The 14450-nt window shown below is 34.2% G+C and carries 17 protein-coding genes and 1 pseudogene; 14 read left to right on the top strand and 4 right to left on the bottom strand.

Going from position 1 to position 14450, the window contains the following annotated elements:
- The first annotated feature begins 165 nt into the window (after window positions 1–165).
- The 8 genes and pseudogenes from LMD38_RS16720 (at window position 166) to LMD38_RS16685 (ending at window position 6691) form a co-directional block, all read left to right on the top strand.
- Window positions 166–1167: an LCP family protein gene (locus tag LMD38_RS16720; RefSeq protein ID WP_062821945.1), complete on the top strand. Its 1002-nt coding sequence runs from the start codon at window positions 166–168 to the stop codon at window positions 1165–1167.
- 69 nt (window positions 1168–1236) lie between these two features.
- A pseudogene (locus tag LMD38_RS16715) lies at window positions 1237–1700 on the top strand (sensor histidine kinase); the annotation flags it as partial.
- Between the two features lie 101 nt (window positions 1701–1801).
- Window positions 1802–2623, top strand: coding sequence for a peptidoglycan-N-acetylglucosamine deacetylase (locus LMD38_RS16710; protein WP_062821928.1), 822 nt, complete (start codon window positions 1802–1804; stop codon window positions 2621–2623).
- A 14-nt stretch (window positions 2624–2637) separates the two neighbouring features.
- Window positions 2638–3294: a YkyA family protein gene (locus LMD38_RS16705; RefSeq protein ID WP_000873553.1), complete on the top strand. Its 657-nt coding sequence runs from the start codon at window positions 2638–2640 to the stop codon at window positions 3292–3294.
- Window positions 3295–3453: 159 nt separating this feature from the next.
- Window positions 3454–4134 carry an MgtC/SapB family protein gene (locus LMD38_RS16700; RefSeq protein WP_000119508.1) on the top strand — a complete coding sequence of 227 codons (681 nt, stop codon included), beginning with the start codon at window positions 3454–3456 and terminating at the stop codon, window positions 4132–4134.
- A gap of 93 nt (window positions 4135–4227) precedes the next feature.
- Window positions 4228–4752 carry a GNAT family N-acetyltransferase gene (locus LMD38_RS16695; protein ID WP_016717245.1) on the top strand — a complete coding sequence of 175 codons (525 nt, stop codon included), beginning with the start codon at window positions 4228–4230 and terminating at the stop codon, window positions 4750–4752.
- Between the two features lie 266 nt (window positions 4753–5018).
- Window positions 5019–5225, top strand: a complete 207-nt coding sequence (locus LMD38_RS16690) for an alpha/beta-type small acid-soluble spore protein (protein WP_000113545.1) — start codon at window positions 5019–5021, stop codon at window positions 5223–5225.
- Between the two features lie 236 nt (window positions 5226–5461).
- Window positions 5462–6691 carry a bacillibactin exporter BcbE gene (locus tag LMD38_RS16685; RefSeq protein ID WP_033678375.1) on the top strand — a complete coding sequence of 410 codons (1230 nt, stop codon included), beginning with the start codon at window positions 5462–5464 and terminating at the stop codon, window positions 6689–6691.
- A 53-nt stretch (window positions 6692–6744) separates the two neighbouring features.
- On the opposite strand, the gene LMD38_RS16680 is transcribed toward LMD38_RS16685, so the two are convergent.
- Window positions 6745–7359 carry a LysE/ArgO family amino acid transporter gene (locus LMD38_RS16680; RefSeq protein ID WP_001287294.1) on the bottom strand — a complete coding sequence of 205 codons (615 nt, stop codon included), beginning with the start codon at window positions 7357–7359 and terminating at the stop codon, window positions 6745–6747.
- A gap of 115 nt (window positions 7360–7474) precedes the next feature.
- Here LMD38_RS16680 and LMD38_RS16675 point away from each other — a divergent pair, with 115 nt between their 5' ends.
- Both LMD38_RS16675 and LMD38_RS16670 read left to right on the top strand, forming a co-directional pair.
- Entirely contained in the window at window positions 7475–8920 is a 1446-nt protein-coding gene (locus LMD38_RS16675) for an aminotransferase-like domain-containing protein (RefSeq protein WP_141114866.1), read from the top strand.
- Between the two features lie 12 nt (window positions 8921–8932).
- Window positions 8933–9100: a DUF3933 family protein gene (locus LMD38_RS16670; RefSeq protein ID WP_000816383.1), complete on the top strand. Its 168-nt coding sequence runs from the start codon at window positions 8933–8935 to the stop codon at window positions 9098–9100.
- A gap of 105 nt (window positions 9101–9205) precedes the next feature.
- Here LMD38_RS16670 and LMD38_RS16665 read toward each other — a convergent pair whose 3' ends face one another.
- A complete protein-coding gene (locus LMD38_RS16665) occupies window positions 9206–10171 on the bottom strand; it encodes a patatin-like phospholipase family protein (RefSeq protein ID WP_000686819.1) in 966 nt (321 codons plus the stop codon).
- A gap of 87 nt (window positions 10172–10258) precedes the next feature.
- Window positions 10259–10414 carry a YjcZ family sporulation protein gene (locus LMD38_RS16660; RefSeq protein ID WP_000540426.1) on the bottom strand — a complete coding sequence of 52 codons (156 nt, stop codon included), beginning with the start codon at window positions 10412–10414 and terminating at the stop codon, window positions 10259–10261.
- 224 nt (window positions 10415–10638) lie between these two features.
- On the opposite strand from LMD38_RS16660, the gene LMD38_RS16655 reads away from it, so the two are divergent.
- The 4 genes from LMD38_RS16655 (at window position 10639) to LMD38_RS16640 (ending at window position 13496) form a co-directional block, all read left to right on the top strand.
- Entirely contained in the window at window positions 10639–11391 is a 753-nt protein-coding gene (locus LMD38_RS16655) for a YwqG family protein (protein WP_001041264.1), read from the top strand.
- Between the two features lie 145 nt (window positions 11392–11536).
- Entirely contained in the window at window positions 11537–12697 is a 1161-nt protein-coding gene (locus LMD38_RS16650; protein ID WP_000520871.1) for a transglutaminase domain-containing protein, read from the top strand.
- Between the two features lie 108 nt (window positions 12698–12805).
- Window positions 12806–13003 carry a DUF4083 domain-containing protein gene (locus LMD38_RS16645; RefSeq protein WP_014893815.1) on the top strand — a complete coding sequence of 66 codons (198 nt, stop codon included), beginning with the start codon at window positions 12806–12808 and terminating at the stop codon, window positions 13001–13003.
- A gap of 31 nt (window positions 13004–13034) precedes the next feature.
- Entirely contained in the window at window positions 13035–13496 is a 462-nt protein-coding gene (locus LMD38_RS16640; RefSeq protein ID WP_014893814.1) for an NUDIX hydrolase, read from the top strand.
- A gap of 48 nt (window positions 13497–13544) precedes the next feature.
- On the opposite strand, the gene nadE is transcribed toward LMD38_RS16640, so the two are convergent.
- Window positions 13545–14363: an NAD(+) synthase gene (nadE, locus tag LMD38_RS16635; protein ID WP_000174882.1), complete on the bottom strand. Its 819-nt coding sequence runs from the start codon at window positions 14361–14363 to the stop codon at window positions 13545–13547.
- Window positions 14364–14450: the final 87 nt, after the last annotated feature.

The raw sequence follows: 14450 nt of genomic DNA, 5'->3' as shown, positions 1-14450 counted from the left end.
AATAGTGACTTGCCAAAAATAAGCACGAGAGTATAATGTGAAATGGAGTACATATTGGATTTGCGCAGTAACCTTACAAAATTGTAAGGTAATTGAAAGGAAATTCAATATGAAGGTTAATAGACTTGCATTATAATTGGAAAAGAGAAAGAGAGGCGAATGGATATGAGCTCTGAATTAGAACAAAATACGAGAAGCAGTAAAAAACGTTCTAAAAGAAAATCAATAAAATGGTTCATTTTAATTCCGTTTTTCCTACTTATTTTTGGTGGAGTAGGATATGGATCGTTAATATATAATAAAGCAAAAGCAGTAGTAAGTGATGCATATGCACAAATTGATAAATCATCGAAGCGTGATAAAGAAGTGGAACCTTTAAAGGATAACATTTCAATTCTAATCATGGGTGTTGATGGTAGTGAAATGAGAAAAAGTCAATACGGAGAAGCTGTTCGTACAGATGCACTCTTATTAGCAACAATTAATAAAGATGATAAATCAGTTAAATTAGTAAGTATTCCGCGTGATTCACGTGTATATATTCCATCTAGAAAGAAATTAGATAAAATTACACATGCACACGTATTTGGTGGTGTTGAAAGTACACGCGATACAGTGGAAAGATTTTTAAATGTTCCTGTTGATTATTATGTGAAGTTTAACTTTGAATCATTCGTACAAATTGTCGATTCACTTGGTGGTATTGATATTGATGTACCAGTTACTTTCACAGAACAAGATAGTAAAGACCAAGCTGGTATGATCCATTTAGAAAAAGGGTATCAACATTTAAATGGAGAACAAGCACTTGCGCTTGCAAGAACGCGTAAAATTGACAGTGATGCAATGCGTGGTCAAAGACAACAACTTGTAATTGAAGCAATTGCTAAAAAAGCGATGTCTGTTCAATCTATCAGCAAAATGGGCTCTTTACTTGATGCGGTTGATAAAAATATGAAAACGAACTTAACTTTTGATGATATGCTTGCTATTACGAAAAATATGGCAGGATCTAATTTGGAAATGGAAAAAATGCAAGTGGAAGGTACGGATAAACGTATCGGAGGTATTTATTATTACATTCCAAATGAAAAAAATGTAAAAGATATTTCGAAAAAATTAAATGAACATTTAGGTGTAACACCAAAGCCAGTTCGAAATGAATAATAAAAAAAGATTGGCCTTTGCCAATCTTTTTTTATCGAGATGGATTTGCAACTTTTCTGTAACGATTTTTTATACTTAAATCATTTCAATTTATATAAACAAAAGGGGCAAATATACGATATACTAGAGGAGACGATTTGGCAATTAACTCCTAATGCTGAAGAGAAGCAAATGCAATTCATCAAAACTATAGAACGAATTGAATTGATAGGAAATCGAAATAGGCTAAAGCAAATTTTCTTGAATATTATTCAAAATGCCATTAAATATTCACATAAAAATGGTAAAGTATATATTGAAGCGACTAAAAATGAAGGACAAGCAGTGATAAAGGTGAAAGACGAAGGGATTGGAATTGCTAAAGAGCATTTACCATATATAGAATAGTCATTTTACCAGATTAATAATCATACTACAGATGCGGGTCTTGGTTTAGCTATCGTTAAAAAATGGTGGAGCTTCATGGAGGTACAATAAATATTATAAGTAAAGAAGGAATAGGAACGACCATTTTGATAAAACTCCCATTATAATACATATAAAGTTTGTTTTATATAGTGTAATAAAATAAATAGATGTATAATTATATTGGGTGATTTATATATAAGATTAATAGGGAGAGGAATTCGATAGAATGGAAAAAGCTTTTAACATTAAACGAGTAGTATTCGTTTTAATAGCGATTGCAGCAGTAGCTATTGGGTATTTCATGTTTCAATCCATTACTTCACCAGCAAAGGCTGTTGCAAAACAAGAAAATGTAGTACAACTCGCAAGTGAACAACCAAAAGTAGAAATGAATAAAACGGCACCAAGTCGTTTTAATGGCAAGGAAAGAAAAGTTGCTTATCTTACATTTGATGATGGCCCAGGGAAATATACGGCTGAATTATTAAATACGTTAAAACAACATGATGCGAAGGCGACATTCTTTTTAATTGGAGCGAATGTAAAAGAGTTTCCAGATTTAGTGAAACGTGAAAATGCAGAGGGTCATTATGTAGGAATGCATAGTATGACGCATAATTTTGCAAAGTTATATAAAAATGGCGAGTATGTAAATGAGATGAAAGAAGATCAAAGTTTAATCGCTAATATTATTGGGAAATCACCTAAATTAACACGTCCACCATACGGTTCAATGCCTGGATTAAATGAAAGTCTTCGAAATAAAGTGGTAGAAGGCGGCTTTAAAGTATGGGATTGGACAATTGATTCATTAGACTGGAAATATAACAAAGTGCAAGTTGATGCAGCGGCAGCTCAAATTGCTCAAAATGTAATAACAAATGCAACAAAACCACAGGAAGTTATTTTAATGCATGACATTCACCCACAATCAGTTGCTGCTGTGCCAGCAATTTTAAAAGGGTTAAAAGAAAAGGGTTATGAGTTTGAAGCTTATCATGAAGAGAGTCACTTCCCAGTGAATTTCTGGCATGATAACCGTATGTAATGGAGGAATGAACGTTGAAGTATGGAAAAGTAGCAGTAGTAGGAGCACTATCAGTAGGACTATTAACAGGTTGTTTCGGTGAAAAACCAGAAGAAAACTTATATACAGCTTTTGAAACAGCGGCGACACAAGAGAAATCATTAGTTGATGAAGCGAAAAAATTAGAGAAGTTAGAGAAGGAAGGTCAAGAACTATATTCTCAAATTTTACAAGAAGGTAAAGATCATAATGACGCTGTTATGAAGAAAATAGAGCAAGCTACTGCAAATGTAGATGATCGTGAAAAAGCATTGAAAAATGAGAAAGAAATGCTAGAAAAAGCTCAGAAAGAAACAAAATCTGTTCAAGGAAATATAGAGAAGCTTGAAGATAAAAAGTTACAAAAACAAGCGAAAGCAGTAGAAGAGTCGTATAAAAACCGTTATGATGCATTCCAAAAGATGAATGAAAATTATACGAAGGCGTTGGCGACTGAAAAAGAACTGTATGAAAAATTAAAAGTAAAAGAAACGAAATTAAAAGAGATTGGTGAAAAAGTTAAGGCTGTTAATGAATTAACTGTGGAAGCACAAAAATCAAAAGAGCAATTTAACAATTTTACAAAAGAGTATAATGACAGTAAATTAGCATTCTACAAAGATGCAGAGATTAAGATTAAAGATCAGAAATAAAGAAGAGTTTTAAGCGTAATAAAAAGCCGGAGAAACATCGTCACAAATGTTTTTTCGGTTTTTTACGTTAAATGAATAGAAAAGACTGGAATTGATATCATAAAAGAGTTATAGTGAATTATTCTAAGGGAAACATTGTTAAGTAAGGAGAATGGAAATATGTCATATGAATTTTTACTCAAATTAGGTTTAGCACTCTTTTTAGGATTATTCATTGGGATAGATAGGCAGCTAAAGAATAAACCACTTGGTGTGAAAACAAGTATGGTTATTTCTGTAGCAAGTTGTTTAATTACGATGGTTTCAATTGAATCTGTACATGTATATTCTGTTCCAGGGCATACCAATATGGATCCCATGCGTTTAGCTGCTCAAATTGTGAGCGGAATTGGTTTTCTTGGAGCAGGTGTTATTTTACGAAGAAGTAATGACGTTATTTCTGGATTAACGACTGCCTCTATGGTGTGGGCTGCTTCAGCTTTAGGTATAGCGATTGGAGCAGGATTTTATTTACAAGCGACGGTTGCTATGATTTTAATTATTTTAGCAATTAATGTACTTCCGCAACTGGTGAAAATTGCAGGACCGTATTCATTAAGACAAAAGGACTTGTCTATTAAAATTACTGTAAAAGAGCATCATGAGTTAGATGGTATATTTAAGCAGATTAAAAATTTAGGAATGCATGTAAAACGCGTGAAGATTAAAGATATAGATAGTGGAGCATTTCAGCAACTGGAGATGGTTATTTTAGCTCCAGAAGATTTATATACAACAGAGTTATATAGTTCCCTAAAAGAGATAGATCGTGTTGTTTCAGTTGAAGTGGAAAGTAGATAAAGATGATAAAAAAGAGTGAAGTGAATTCACTCTTTTTTATTTGGATTTTTAAGGAAAGAAATTGATATAATGGTGAATAACAAGGGGGGAGAAATGTTGGAAATACATATTAGAAGAGCGATAAAAGATGATATACCAGGTATAGCAAAGGTCCACGCTGATAGTTGGAAAACGACATATAAAGGCATATTCCCTAACGAGATTTTAGAAAATATAACATATGAGCAACGGGAAAAACAATGGGAAAATATTTTTCAAAAAGCATGTAATCATCAATTTAGATTTGTAGCAGAGACGTTAAATGGAGAAATAGTTGGATTCATCGATGGAGGAGCAGAAAGAACTGGTACATATAATTGTGATGGAGAATTATATGCGATTTACCTTTTACAAGAGTATCAAGGAATGAAAATAGGACAAAAGTTATTTCAAGCTTTACTATCTGAATGTACAAACAATAATATGCGATCACTTTTAGTATGGGTTGTTACGAATAACCCTTCTAAAACGTTTTATGAAAAATTTAATCCAGAAAAAATTGATACAAAATTTTTAGAGAGATTACAGGTGGAAGAAACAGCGTATTGTTGGAAAGATATTAATAATATTATTATGTAAAGTGTATGTTTGAGAGAGGTATACCAATTAAAGTTTACCTCTTTTGTTTCACTCGAATGGTTTGGACATAATGTGAAAGATATATGAAAAGAAGAAATGAAAGTACTAACAAATAGAAATTTAGAAGTAGTAACTTCTTAGTATAAAATGATGTAAGAGTCTCTCATTGTAGAGACTCTTTTTTTAAAATACAAATAACCAAAAATTACCATGTATTTAAATTAAAATTTAACACAATTTATATATAAATAAGGAGGTGATTGGTAATGGCTAGAAATCGTAATTCTAATCAATTAGCATCACATGGAGCACAAGCTGCTTTAGATCAAATGAAATATGAAATTGCACAAGAGTTTGGTGTACAACTTGGCGCTGATACTTCTTCACGTGCAAACGGTTCTGTAGGCGGTGAAATTACAAAACGCCTTGTAGCGATGGCAGAACAACAACTTGGTGGCGGATATACTCGCTAATTGTAGAAGGTTATAGGAGAAAGGAAGGATTCTTCCTTTCTTTTTTTTTCAATTAATTGGTATGGATATATTGTGAACTGGATTCAAAGAATAGGAATAATACTATATTTTCCCCAATTTCTTTTGTTGTGAATGGGAAGTAGTAAAAATGTAATAGCCCTGGTGGAATGAAAAGTTACGTTCCAGCAGGGCTATTATATGGTAAGAAATATATGATGAAAGGTTTCGAAGCCAACATGTTAAAAAAAGAAAACTGTTGTTTAATTGCGCTTGCATCAGTTCCACTTGTTATGACATTAGGGAATTCAATGCTCATCCCAATTCTGCCGACTATTGAAAAAAAATTACATATTTCATCATTTCAAGTATCCATGATTATTACAATTTACTCTATCGTAGCCATTCTACTTATACCGATTGCTGGTTATTTATCAGATAGATGGGGACGAAAGATGGTAATGGTTCCGAGTTTGCTGATTGCGGCTATAGGAGGAGCGATAACTGGTTGGGTATCTTGGAAAGTTGATAATCCCTACACTTGGATATTGATCGGTAGAGCGATTCAAGGTATTGGTGCTGCTGGTGCAATGCCAGTTGTTATACCGTGTGTTGGTGATTTATACAAAGATGAAAAACAAGTTAGTACAGGTTTAGGAATCATCGAAACATCCAATACATTTGGGAAAGTGTTGAGCCCTATTTTAGGGTCTGCTCTTGCTGCCATTGTATGGTTCCTACCGTTTTGGGCGATTCCAGTTTTATGCGTAGTATCAATTGTTTTATTACTTGTTCTAGTAAAGGCAAAGAAACAAGAAGGAGAAGTACCACCGCTTAAAGAGTTTATAAAATCAATTCTTGCTACGTTTCGAGAAAAAGGAAGATGGTTAATTGCCATTTTTGCATTAGGTGCAATTATTATGCTTATTTTATTCGGAATTCTCTTTTATTTGTCAACTATACTGGAATCAAAGTATGACATTCATGGTATTTGGAAAGGGTGTGTACTTGCAATCCCGTTACTTGTACTGTCACTTAGTTCATATATGGCTGGCAAAAAAATTGGAGACAACCAAAATGTGATGAAGAAGTGTATTTACATTGGTTTTTTAATGGCTGCTGCATCAGTCATCATTCCTTTATTTATAAAAGGAATTTATTTACTACTTCTTTGTCTCGTTATTATGGGGGTAGGAATTGGTATGGCACTCCCATGTTTAGATGCTCTCATTACACAAGGAATTGAAAAGGAGCAAAGGGGGACGGTTACGTCATTTTATAGTTCTATGCGATTTATCGGTGTAGCAGCTGGACCACCTCTATACTCTTTTTTCATGAAAGGTGCTGACCATGAAGTGTTTTATTTAACAAGTATTTTCGCTGGGATCGGTGCTGCTATAGCAATCATTTGGATTAAACCAGCAAAAGATGCAAAGAACGTAAAAAAGAAACCAGAACCTACTTCATAATTTGTAAGAGAATTGCATGATGTTTTCAGTAACATGCAATTCTCTTTCGTTCATTAGGAATAAATAACTTGTTTTAACATATAAAGTGCGACACTCCATATGATGAGACCAGAAAATTTATTTAATAATACGATTGTCTTTCCGGTTGAGTCTAGCCTTTTTAGAAATTTCCCCGCTAAAGCTAAGCTTATAAACCAAATCCAAGAAACGATAATAGTTGCAAGTGTGAAAGCCCATTTTTCATTTCCTATGTATTGAATAGAATTGGTTCCAATTACACCGATTGTATCTAAAATTGCATGTGGATTTAATAACGAAACCGATGCGGCGAAAAGGATTTGCTTTTTTAAGGGCATGCTTTTTTCTTGTTTTACATCGTTGGAAGGGTTACTTCTCCAAATAACAAAGCCCATGTATAGGAGAAAGAAAAATCCAATTATATATAACGAGTTAGTTAGCCAAGAAAAAGTAAGGAGTACAAGGGAAACACCTTGTACCGCTATCAATATGAGTAACGTATCACATATAGAGGCAGTTAATACGACAGGGGCTGCTCTCCAAATATTCGGTTGGCTCGCACCTTGGTTAAAGACGAAAACATTTTGAACACCTAATGGAATGATAAGGCCAAATGCAAGAATGATACCATGAATAATTGCTTCACTCATCATATTACCTCCTATTTTAATTCGTTATGATAGTGTATATTGTATAGAAGAAATGAAAATTTGTATCCATCCATATGGTTGGGGAGGTTACCAACCAAAAAGAATGTAAGGTGATATGATGGAAAGAATCGTTTGGAAACCGAATATGTCTCTAGCGACGCCTCTATATAAACAAATAGAAATGTATATAAAAGAAAGAATCGTTAATGGAGAATGGACTGTTGGAACGAAATTACCTTCACAAAGAGAATTGGCATATACATTTGGTGTGAATCGAAGCACAATTGTAATGGCTTTCGATGAACTAGTTGCCAAGGGGTACATTGAAGGAAACGGCAGGAAAGGAACAATTGTTGTAAATAATAATGTGAATGCTTCCACATACGCACCCCCGCCTAATTGGCAGTCTTATGTAGAAACAGGACTTCATTATCCGAATCTGCCTGCTATTCAAGAAATAAATCAAGCTGAATTTGATCCGCATGTCATTCGTTTAGGAACAGGTGAGCTCGCGCCAAGTCTTTTACCTGAAAAAAAGATGAAAGATATTATGAATAAGCTTTTAGGAGCCAAGATGATACTTGGCTATGAAGAGCCGAAAGGAAATCTTTCTTTAAGGAAGAAGATTGCAGATTATTTAAAAGGACAGGGTATATATGTATCTCCTGACTCTATATTGATTGTTTCAGGAGCAATTCAAGCGCTTCAACTTATTTCTATTGGGCTTCTTCCGAAAGGAGCGTCAATTTTATTAGAAAAACCATCATATTTATACTCTCTCAATGTTTTTCAATCAGCAGGAATACGTTTAATTGGAATGCCATTGGATGAGAGAGGGCTAGATGTGTCATATATTGCGAAATATAAGAAGCAATTTAATGCTTCTATTTTATATACAATCCCTTCTTTTCATAATCCAACTAATTTTAGCATGGATACGAAGAAGCGGACAGAAGTGATGGAGATATGCAATGAGATTGGATTGCCTATTATAGAGGACGCAGTGTATCAAGACTTATGGTTTGATGCTCCTATTTCGAAACCTTTAAAAGCATATGATAAAAATGGAATCGTACTACATATTGGAAGTATGTCTAAAGTTATTAGTCCGGGATTAAGAATTGGATGGATTGTTGGGTCTGAGCCTGTTATTCAAAGATTGGCAGACATAAAAATGCAAACAGATTATGGATCGAGTTCTATATCCCAGCAAATTGCAGCGGAATGGTTTACAAATGGATTGTATGATGAACATTTACAGTTTGTAAGAACTAAGTTGAAAAAACGCAGAGATTTTATGTTACAAATGTTAGAGAAATATTGCCATGATATAGCAACTTGGTATGAACCAGCAGGTGGTTTTTATATTTGGTTACATATGAATATCCCCGTTTCAAATCGTAGCTTATTTGATAAAGCTTTGAAAGAAAAGGTTTTATTAAATCCAGGTACTTTGTATGATAGAAGTGCAAATCAATTTTTGCGTTTATCATATTCATACGCAACGTTAGAAGAAATTGAAATAGGTATAAAAAAACTTGCACAACTAATGAAAAAGTAAGAGGAGAAAGTAATGAAACAATATGTAATTTGCCAAATTATCAATGGAGAAAAATATTTAGCTGCTTATGCGGAGACGAAGCAGGAAGCAATTGAAAAAGCAGAATTGTTAGGATTACGAACGGGAAATCGATACACCGTTATTACTGCAGAGGAAGCAGAAGGGTTAACTTATCCTTAAACAACGTATAATAATGATGCAGAAAGTAAATAAGCTTAGTAATATATTATTACTAGGCTTATTTTTTTGAAAGCGTTACGTGTTCTCGTATAAAAGATAATAATATTATGAGTCAAGTTGACGGAAATAACGATTTGATTTTCGATCCTGATTTCCGTTTCTATAGTTATCAATATATTGTCTGAAGTTCCACGATTGTAAAAACTTATTTGCGGCGTTATAACCAGAATTGTATAGCCACTCTTTTTCTTCCATTGTTAACTCAAAGTTTGTACTAGTAATGGACCCTGTTGGGATTGTAATTGTTCTTGCTTTTGATTCCTTGTCTAAATGACGTAAATCATGGGCTTGCATCATTGTTTTAAAAAGTCCTTTGAACATGGAGATCGGCTCGTTGTAGTGGGCTGGGTCAGCTTGAATCTCATCTTTTACGAAATGAAACCCAAAAGTCGGCCAGCGGGGAGAGGTAGGGGAGTCGAAAATCCAAATTGGATAATTGCTTAAAATTCCTCCATCAACCATATAACAAGGCTGCTTCCATTTTGGGGTTCTCCATTTCACCGGTTCAAAAAAGAAGGGGATTGTACTACTCATTCGTACAGCTTTAGCAATAGAGAAGCGATAATTTAAAAATCCGTAGTTTGGTAAATCATCGGGAAAGATAACCATTTTACCATTACTTATATCAGAAGCGATAATTTTAAGCTTATTTAAATCAGGTAAATCTGTAAATAAATGAACTCCTTTTTTTCGAAGTAATTCTTCAATCCATTCTTCTATAAAAATATTAGAGTAAATACCAAGAGTAGTCCATGCGCTTAATCCTTTTCCGATAAATGGGATTCTGTCAATAAAGGTTTTCTTCGTAAATTTATTATAATCAATATTTGTTATAATCGTTTTTAGCTCTGAGCAAGAGTATCCTGCTGCTAGGAGCGCAGCGATAATCGAACCAGCTGATGTTCCAGCTACACGTTCCCATTCATAGCCTTTTTCAGCTAACGCGCAAATTGCCCCTACATGCGCAATTCCGCGTACACCGCCTCCTTCAAAAACACCATCAATCTTCATAAAGCATACTTCCTTTCACATAAAAAATTTGAAAATGGCAAAAAAGCACGTATTGTACGTGCTTTTTTACAATAGTTTTTAAATTTACTAGCAGCCTACAAAGCCGCCCCAACAGCTAGCTCCGATGATGATTAGAAGGATGAATAAAACGATTAATAAAGCGAAACCTCCATAACCACATCCACCACAACTACCGCCGTAACCGCCGTAACCGTAGCCGCCGCAACTATATCCGTAACCCATGTGGAATTCCTCCTTATATTAAAAATAAAAATGAACGAGGGGAAAATGTACTGGAAGAAATAATGAACTATCGTGTTTGTAGGAACAATGTATACTATGCTTTTTTAAACTTGTTCGCGTATGAAGGAAGAGCCCGTTTTTTCGGAGGCTTGTTGTTTTTATAAAGAATGGAGTATAATTTTTGTGCGATGATACAAATAAGTATGTAAATATAAGGAGAATGTATGAATAAACAAATTGAAGTATTAATTGATAAATATGGGCTGACGCATTTAAAAGAGGAACTTATGAATACTGTATTTCCTTGTATAAAAGTTGTGCCAAAGCAGGAGGAAACAGTAGCGATAGGTAGTTCGAAAATGGGAGGGGTTCCTGACTTGCCATTTACATTTGAATATCCAACGCATAAAGGAAATCCGTTACAGTTTATTGCACAATTTAATTTAAAGGATTTACAAAATGTTGGTATAGATCATAATCTTCCTAAGACAGGGATGTTATATTTCTTTAGCGTTGAAAATTACTTTGAAGAAGATGTGAATCCAACCGAAGCGGGACGTGTACTTTATTATGATGTTCCTGTTGAGCAATTACGGAGAGCGGATGAATTGCAAACGGATTATAACCAGTGTGCAACTACTTTTGAACTGACATATAAATTGCCAGAGCTTTTCATTGAAGATGAGAATGATTCAGATCGTTTCTTACAATTACTTGAAGAGCTAATCCCAGATAACTACGATAACCATCAAATATTTGGTGAGCCATTTTCTGTACAAGATGAGGTATTGTACGAAACTGGACAGTATATGGAAATAGACCCGCAGCAAATGACGCTTTTATTCCAAATTGACTCAGATACTAAAAATTGTAATATGATGTGGGGAGATTTAGGGATGCTTTATTTCTGTATTGGAAATGAAGACTTGAAAAATCGACGTTTTGAAAATGCATGTTGTGTATTACAAACTTGTTAAGGAAGAAGGTTGTTCTTATAAAAAGAACAGCCTTTTTACAATGTTAAATATGCATAATCTCATATGACCTATACGAAAAAGTATTGTATACTCTGAAACTATACGATACTTTTTCGTATAGTTATAGAATGTAAGGAGTGACATGATGGGAAAGACAAGTAAGTATGTGACAGCTGCCGCACTTTGTTCAACGATAGTAATGGGAGGCTTACAGGCTTCATCTGTATCTTATGCAGCTACGAATTCAACTGTAGCGACATCACAATCAGATGCAAAGTTGTTAAATGATTTTAGAAAAGAATTAAAAAAACAGGTTGATAATCGAGAAGAAAATATTACAATCACATATAAAACGAAAGATAGAAATGCTAGAAATGTGATGGACCAATTGTACGGCGAGTTTAATAAAGTTGTAGATGCAGATGAGTATGTAAAATATAATGTAGCGTCTACTAAATATTCTATTAAAGGGTTACCAGGAAACTATACGTTTACACTGCAAGTTAAGTACCGTGAATCAAAAGAGCAAACACAATATGTAAAATCCCAGGCGAAAGCGATTATAGGCTCGATTGTAAAACCAGGAATGGATGAGCATGAGAAAGTAAAAGCTATTCATGATTACGTTGTAAAACATGTATCGTATGATACGTCTTATGGAGCATATACAGCATATGAAGCGTTAGCGAATCGTTCTGCCGTTTGCCAAGGATATACGTTATTAACATATGAATTACTAAAAGAAGCGGGTATCCAAAACCATATTGTAACAGGTACAGGAAATGGACAAGCTCACGCATGGAATTTAGTGAACATTGAAAACAAATGGTACCACCTTGATACTACATTCGATGATCCGGTACCGGATAAAGCTGGGCGCGTAACATATTCATATTTTAATATGTCTGATGAGCAATTAAGTAAAGATCACGACTGGGATCGTAGTAAATATCCTGCAGCATCTACAAGTTATTTTAATGAATTAACAAACAAAATAAAAGCGGGTAGTTCAAAGACTGCGGCGTATGAACAAATGTTAAAAGAAACAAATTTAAAATATATGTCTACACAATACGGAGCAGAGAATTATAGTGAGTTTAAGAAGAAATTACAGCAACAATTTGCTTCTAAGCCAGAAAAGGTAGAAGTACGATATAAGCAGTCTATGGATGGAACAATGCAAGATATAAAGAAAGTGTTAAATGAAATAAATTGGCCAAAAGGTGCAAAGCGTGTATCTTATCAAGTAGCACCTTATAGTGCGATGGCAGATTATTCATTAGCGACAATTACATTTACGTATTAAGTAATGAAAAAGAGCATCTGTAAAAAGGTGCTCTTTTTACATTTGTTTATTACTTTAAAATATTGGGAATTATGTGATAAAATAACGAGGAGAGGATGTGAATGCTGAATGAACTTCTTCGAAAGTAATATATTTACATTGATATATACTTGTTTAGTAATCGGACTTATCGTTTTGTTTTTCATATCATTTACTTTGTTTATTAGAAGAGTATTACAAAGCAGTGCTGCAAAGAAACACCACGCGATTAATATGAACCAGAAGTTAGATCGAATTATTGAATTGCTTGAAAAAGATAAGAAATAGTGATAAAAGAAGTATGAAAAGGGGAAAGAGAATGGCCAATTATATAAAAGAATTACGTGAAAAAGTAGGACATGATTATGTTTTCTTAAACTTTGCCGGTGGTTGTGTATTTAATAAAGAAGGAGAAGTATTACTGCAAAAAAGAGGAGACTTTAATGCCTGGGGCTTTCCTGGCGGGGCAATGGAAATTGGAGAATCGGCTGCAGAAACTGCAATTCGAGAAATAAAAGAAGAAACCGGGTATGATGTAGAAATAAATGAGCTTATTGGAGTGTATACAAAATATTTTCAATCATATCCAAATGGAGACAAGGCACAGTCAATTGTGATAGTCTTTTCATGCTCAATTGTTGGAGGAGAGAAAAGAACAGACGGTGATGAAACATTGGATTTGCAGTTTTTCCCGTTAGATAAAATGCCGCCTTTATTTTGTAAACAACATGAAGATTGCTTGCAGGATGTATTGGAGAAAAGAGTAGGGGTATATCGTTAACATATAAAAAAGAAGCTAAATGAGATTAGCTTCTTTTTTATGTTTTACTTACTTCCACCAATCATCAAACATAGATGCTGGAACTTGTCTCTTATGTTCGCTCACTGTGTAACGTTTTTCAATTTTTTCTGCAACGTCAGTTGGAACTGCTTTACCTTCTAAATAGTCATCAAGTTGATCGTATGTAATACCTAACTCTGTTTCATCAGCTTGACCAGGTTTTTCATCCAATAAATCAGCTGTTGGCATTTTTAAATAAAGTCGCTCGTCTGCACCTAATTCTTGTAGTAAAGCACGTCCTTGGCGCTTCGTTAATCCTGTTAATGGTAATAAATCTGCACCACCATCTCCGAATTTTGTAAAGAATCCCGTTACAGCTTCTGCAGCGTGATCTGTTCCGATAACAAGAAGGCTGTTTTGTCCACCGATTGCATATTGTGTAACCATGCGGATACGTGCTTTCACGTTACCTTTATTGAAATCTGTTAATGATTCACCTAATAAGTTTTCGTATTGATTTGAGAAAGCATCAACTGTTGAAGCGATATCAAATGCAACAGATTGATCAGCTTGAATAAATTGTAATGCTAATTGCGCATCATCTTCGTCTTTTTGCACTTTATAGGGAAGGCGCACGGCGATAAACGTTGCGTTACCACCTTCATTACGAATTTCTTCAACTGCAAGCTGGGCTAAACGTCCCGCTAATGTAGAGTCTTGTCCGCCACTAATTCCAAGTACAAATCCTTTCGCACCTGTTTTTTTTACATAATCTTTTAAGAAATCAACACGTTTACGGATTTCTGCTTTCGGATCAATTACAGGTTGAACGTGTAATGCTTTCATAATCTGTTCTTGCAATGTCATTATGTTTTCCTCCTATTCATATTAAAGCGGTAAATAAGTTTATATGTATATTGGTACATACTTCTATCCTTTATTATTTCGCAAAAT

Source organism: Bacillus pacificus (assembly GCF_020861345.1).
Classification (GTDB): Bacteria; Bacillota; Bacilli; order Bacillales; family Bacillaceae_G; genus Bacillus_A; species Bacillus_A pacificus.
This window is presented reverse-complemented; position numbering and strand designations above follow the sequence as displayed.

Excerpts from the sequence above, each read along its gene's own strand:
- LMD38_RS16655 (WP_001041264.1), top strand. The coding sequence starts at position 10,639 with ATGAATAAACAAATTGAAGTATTAATTGATAAATATGGGCTGACGCAT.
- LMD38_RS16700 (WP_000119508.1), top strand. The coding sequence starts at position 3,454 with ATGTCATATGAATTTTTACTCAAATTAGGTTTAGCACTCTTTTTAGGA.
- LMD38_RS16665 (WP_000686819.1), bottom strand. The coding sequence starts at position 10,171 with ATGAAGATTGATGGTGTTTTTGAAGGAGGCGGTGTACGCGGAATTGCG.
- nadE (WP_000174882.1), bottom strand. The coding sequence starts at position 14,363 with ATGACATTGCAAGAACAGATTATGAAAGCATTACACGTTCAACCTGTA.
- LMD38_RS16645 (WP_014893815.1), top strand. The coding sequence starts at position 12,806 with ATGAACTTCTTCGAAAGTAATATATTTACATTGATATATACTTGTTTA.
- LMD38_RS16720 (WP_062821945.1), top strand. The coding sequence starts at position 166 with ATGAGCTCTGAATTAGAACAAAATACGAGAAGCAGTAAAAAACGTTCT.
- LMD38_RS16640 (WP_014893814.1), top strand. The coding sequence starts at position 13,035 with ATGGCCAATTATATAAAAGAATTACGTGAAAAAGTAGGACATGATTAT.
- LMD38_RS16660 (WP_000540426.1), bottom strand. The coding sequence starts at position 10,414 with ATGGGTTACGGATATAGTTGCGGCGGCTACGGTTACGGCGGTTACGGC.
- LMD38_RS16650 (WP_000520871.1), top strand. The coding sequence starts at position 11,537 with ATGGGAAAGACAAGTAAGTATGTGACAGCTGCCGCACTTTGTTCAACG.
- LMD38_RS16670 (WP_000816383.1), top strand. The coding sequence starts at position 8,933 with ATGAAACAATATGTAATTTGCCAAATTATCAATGGAGAAAAATATTTA.
- LMD38_RS16710 (WP_062821928.1), top strand. The coding sequence starts at position 1,802 with ATGGAAAAAGCTTTTAACATTAAACGAGTAGTATTCGTTTTAATAGCG.
- LMD38_RS16675 (WP_141114866.1), top strand. The coding sequence starts at position 7,475 with ATGATGGAAAGAATCGTTTGGAAACCGAATATGTCTCTAGCGACGCCT.
- LMD38_RS16695 (WP_016717245.1), top strand. The coding sequence starts at position 4,228 with ATGTTGGAAATACATATTAGAAGAGCGATAAAAGATGATATACCAGGT.
- LMD38_RS16680 (WP_001287294.1), bottom strand. The coding sequence starts at position 7,359 with ATGAGTGAAGCAATTATTCATGGTATCATTCTTGCATTTGGCCTTATC.
- LMD38_RS16690 (WP_000113545.1), top strand. The coding sequence starts at position 5,019 with ATGGCTAGAAATCGTAATTCTAATCAATTAGCATCACATGGAGCACAA.
- LMD38_RS16685 (WP_033678375.1), top strand. The coding sequence starts at position 5,462 with ATGTTAAAAAAAGAAAACTGTTGTTTAATTGCGCTTGCATCAGTTCCA.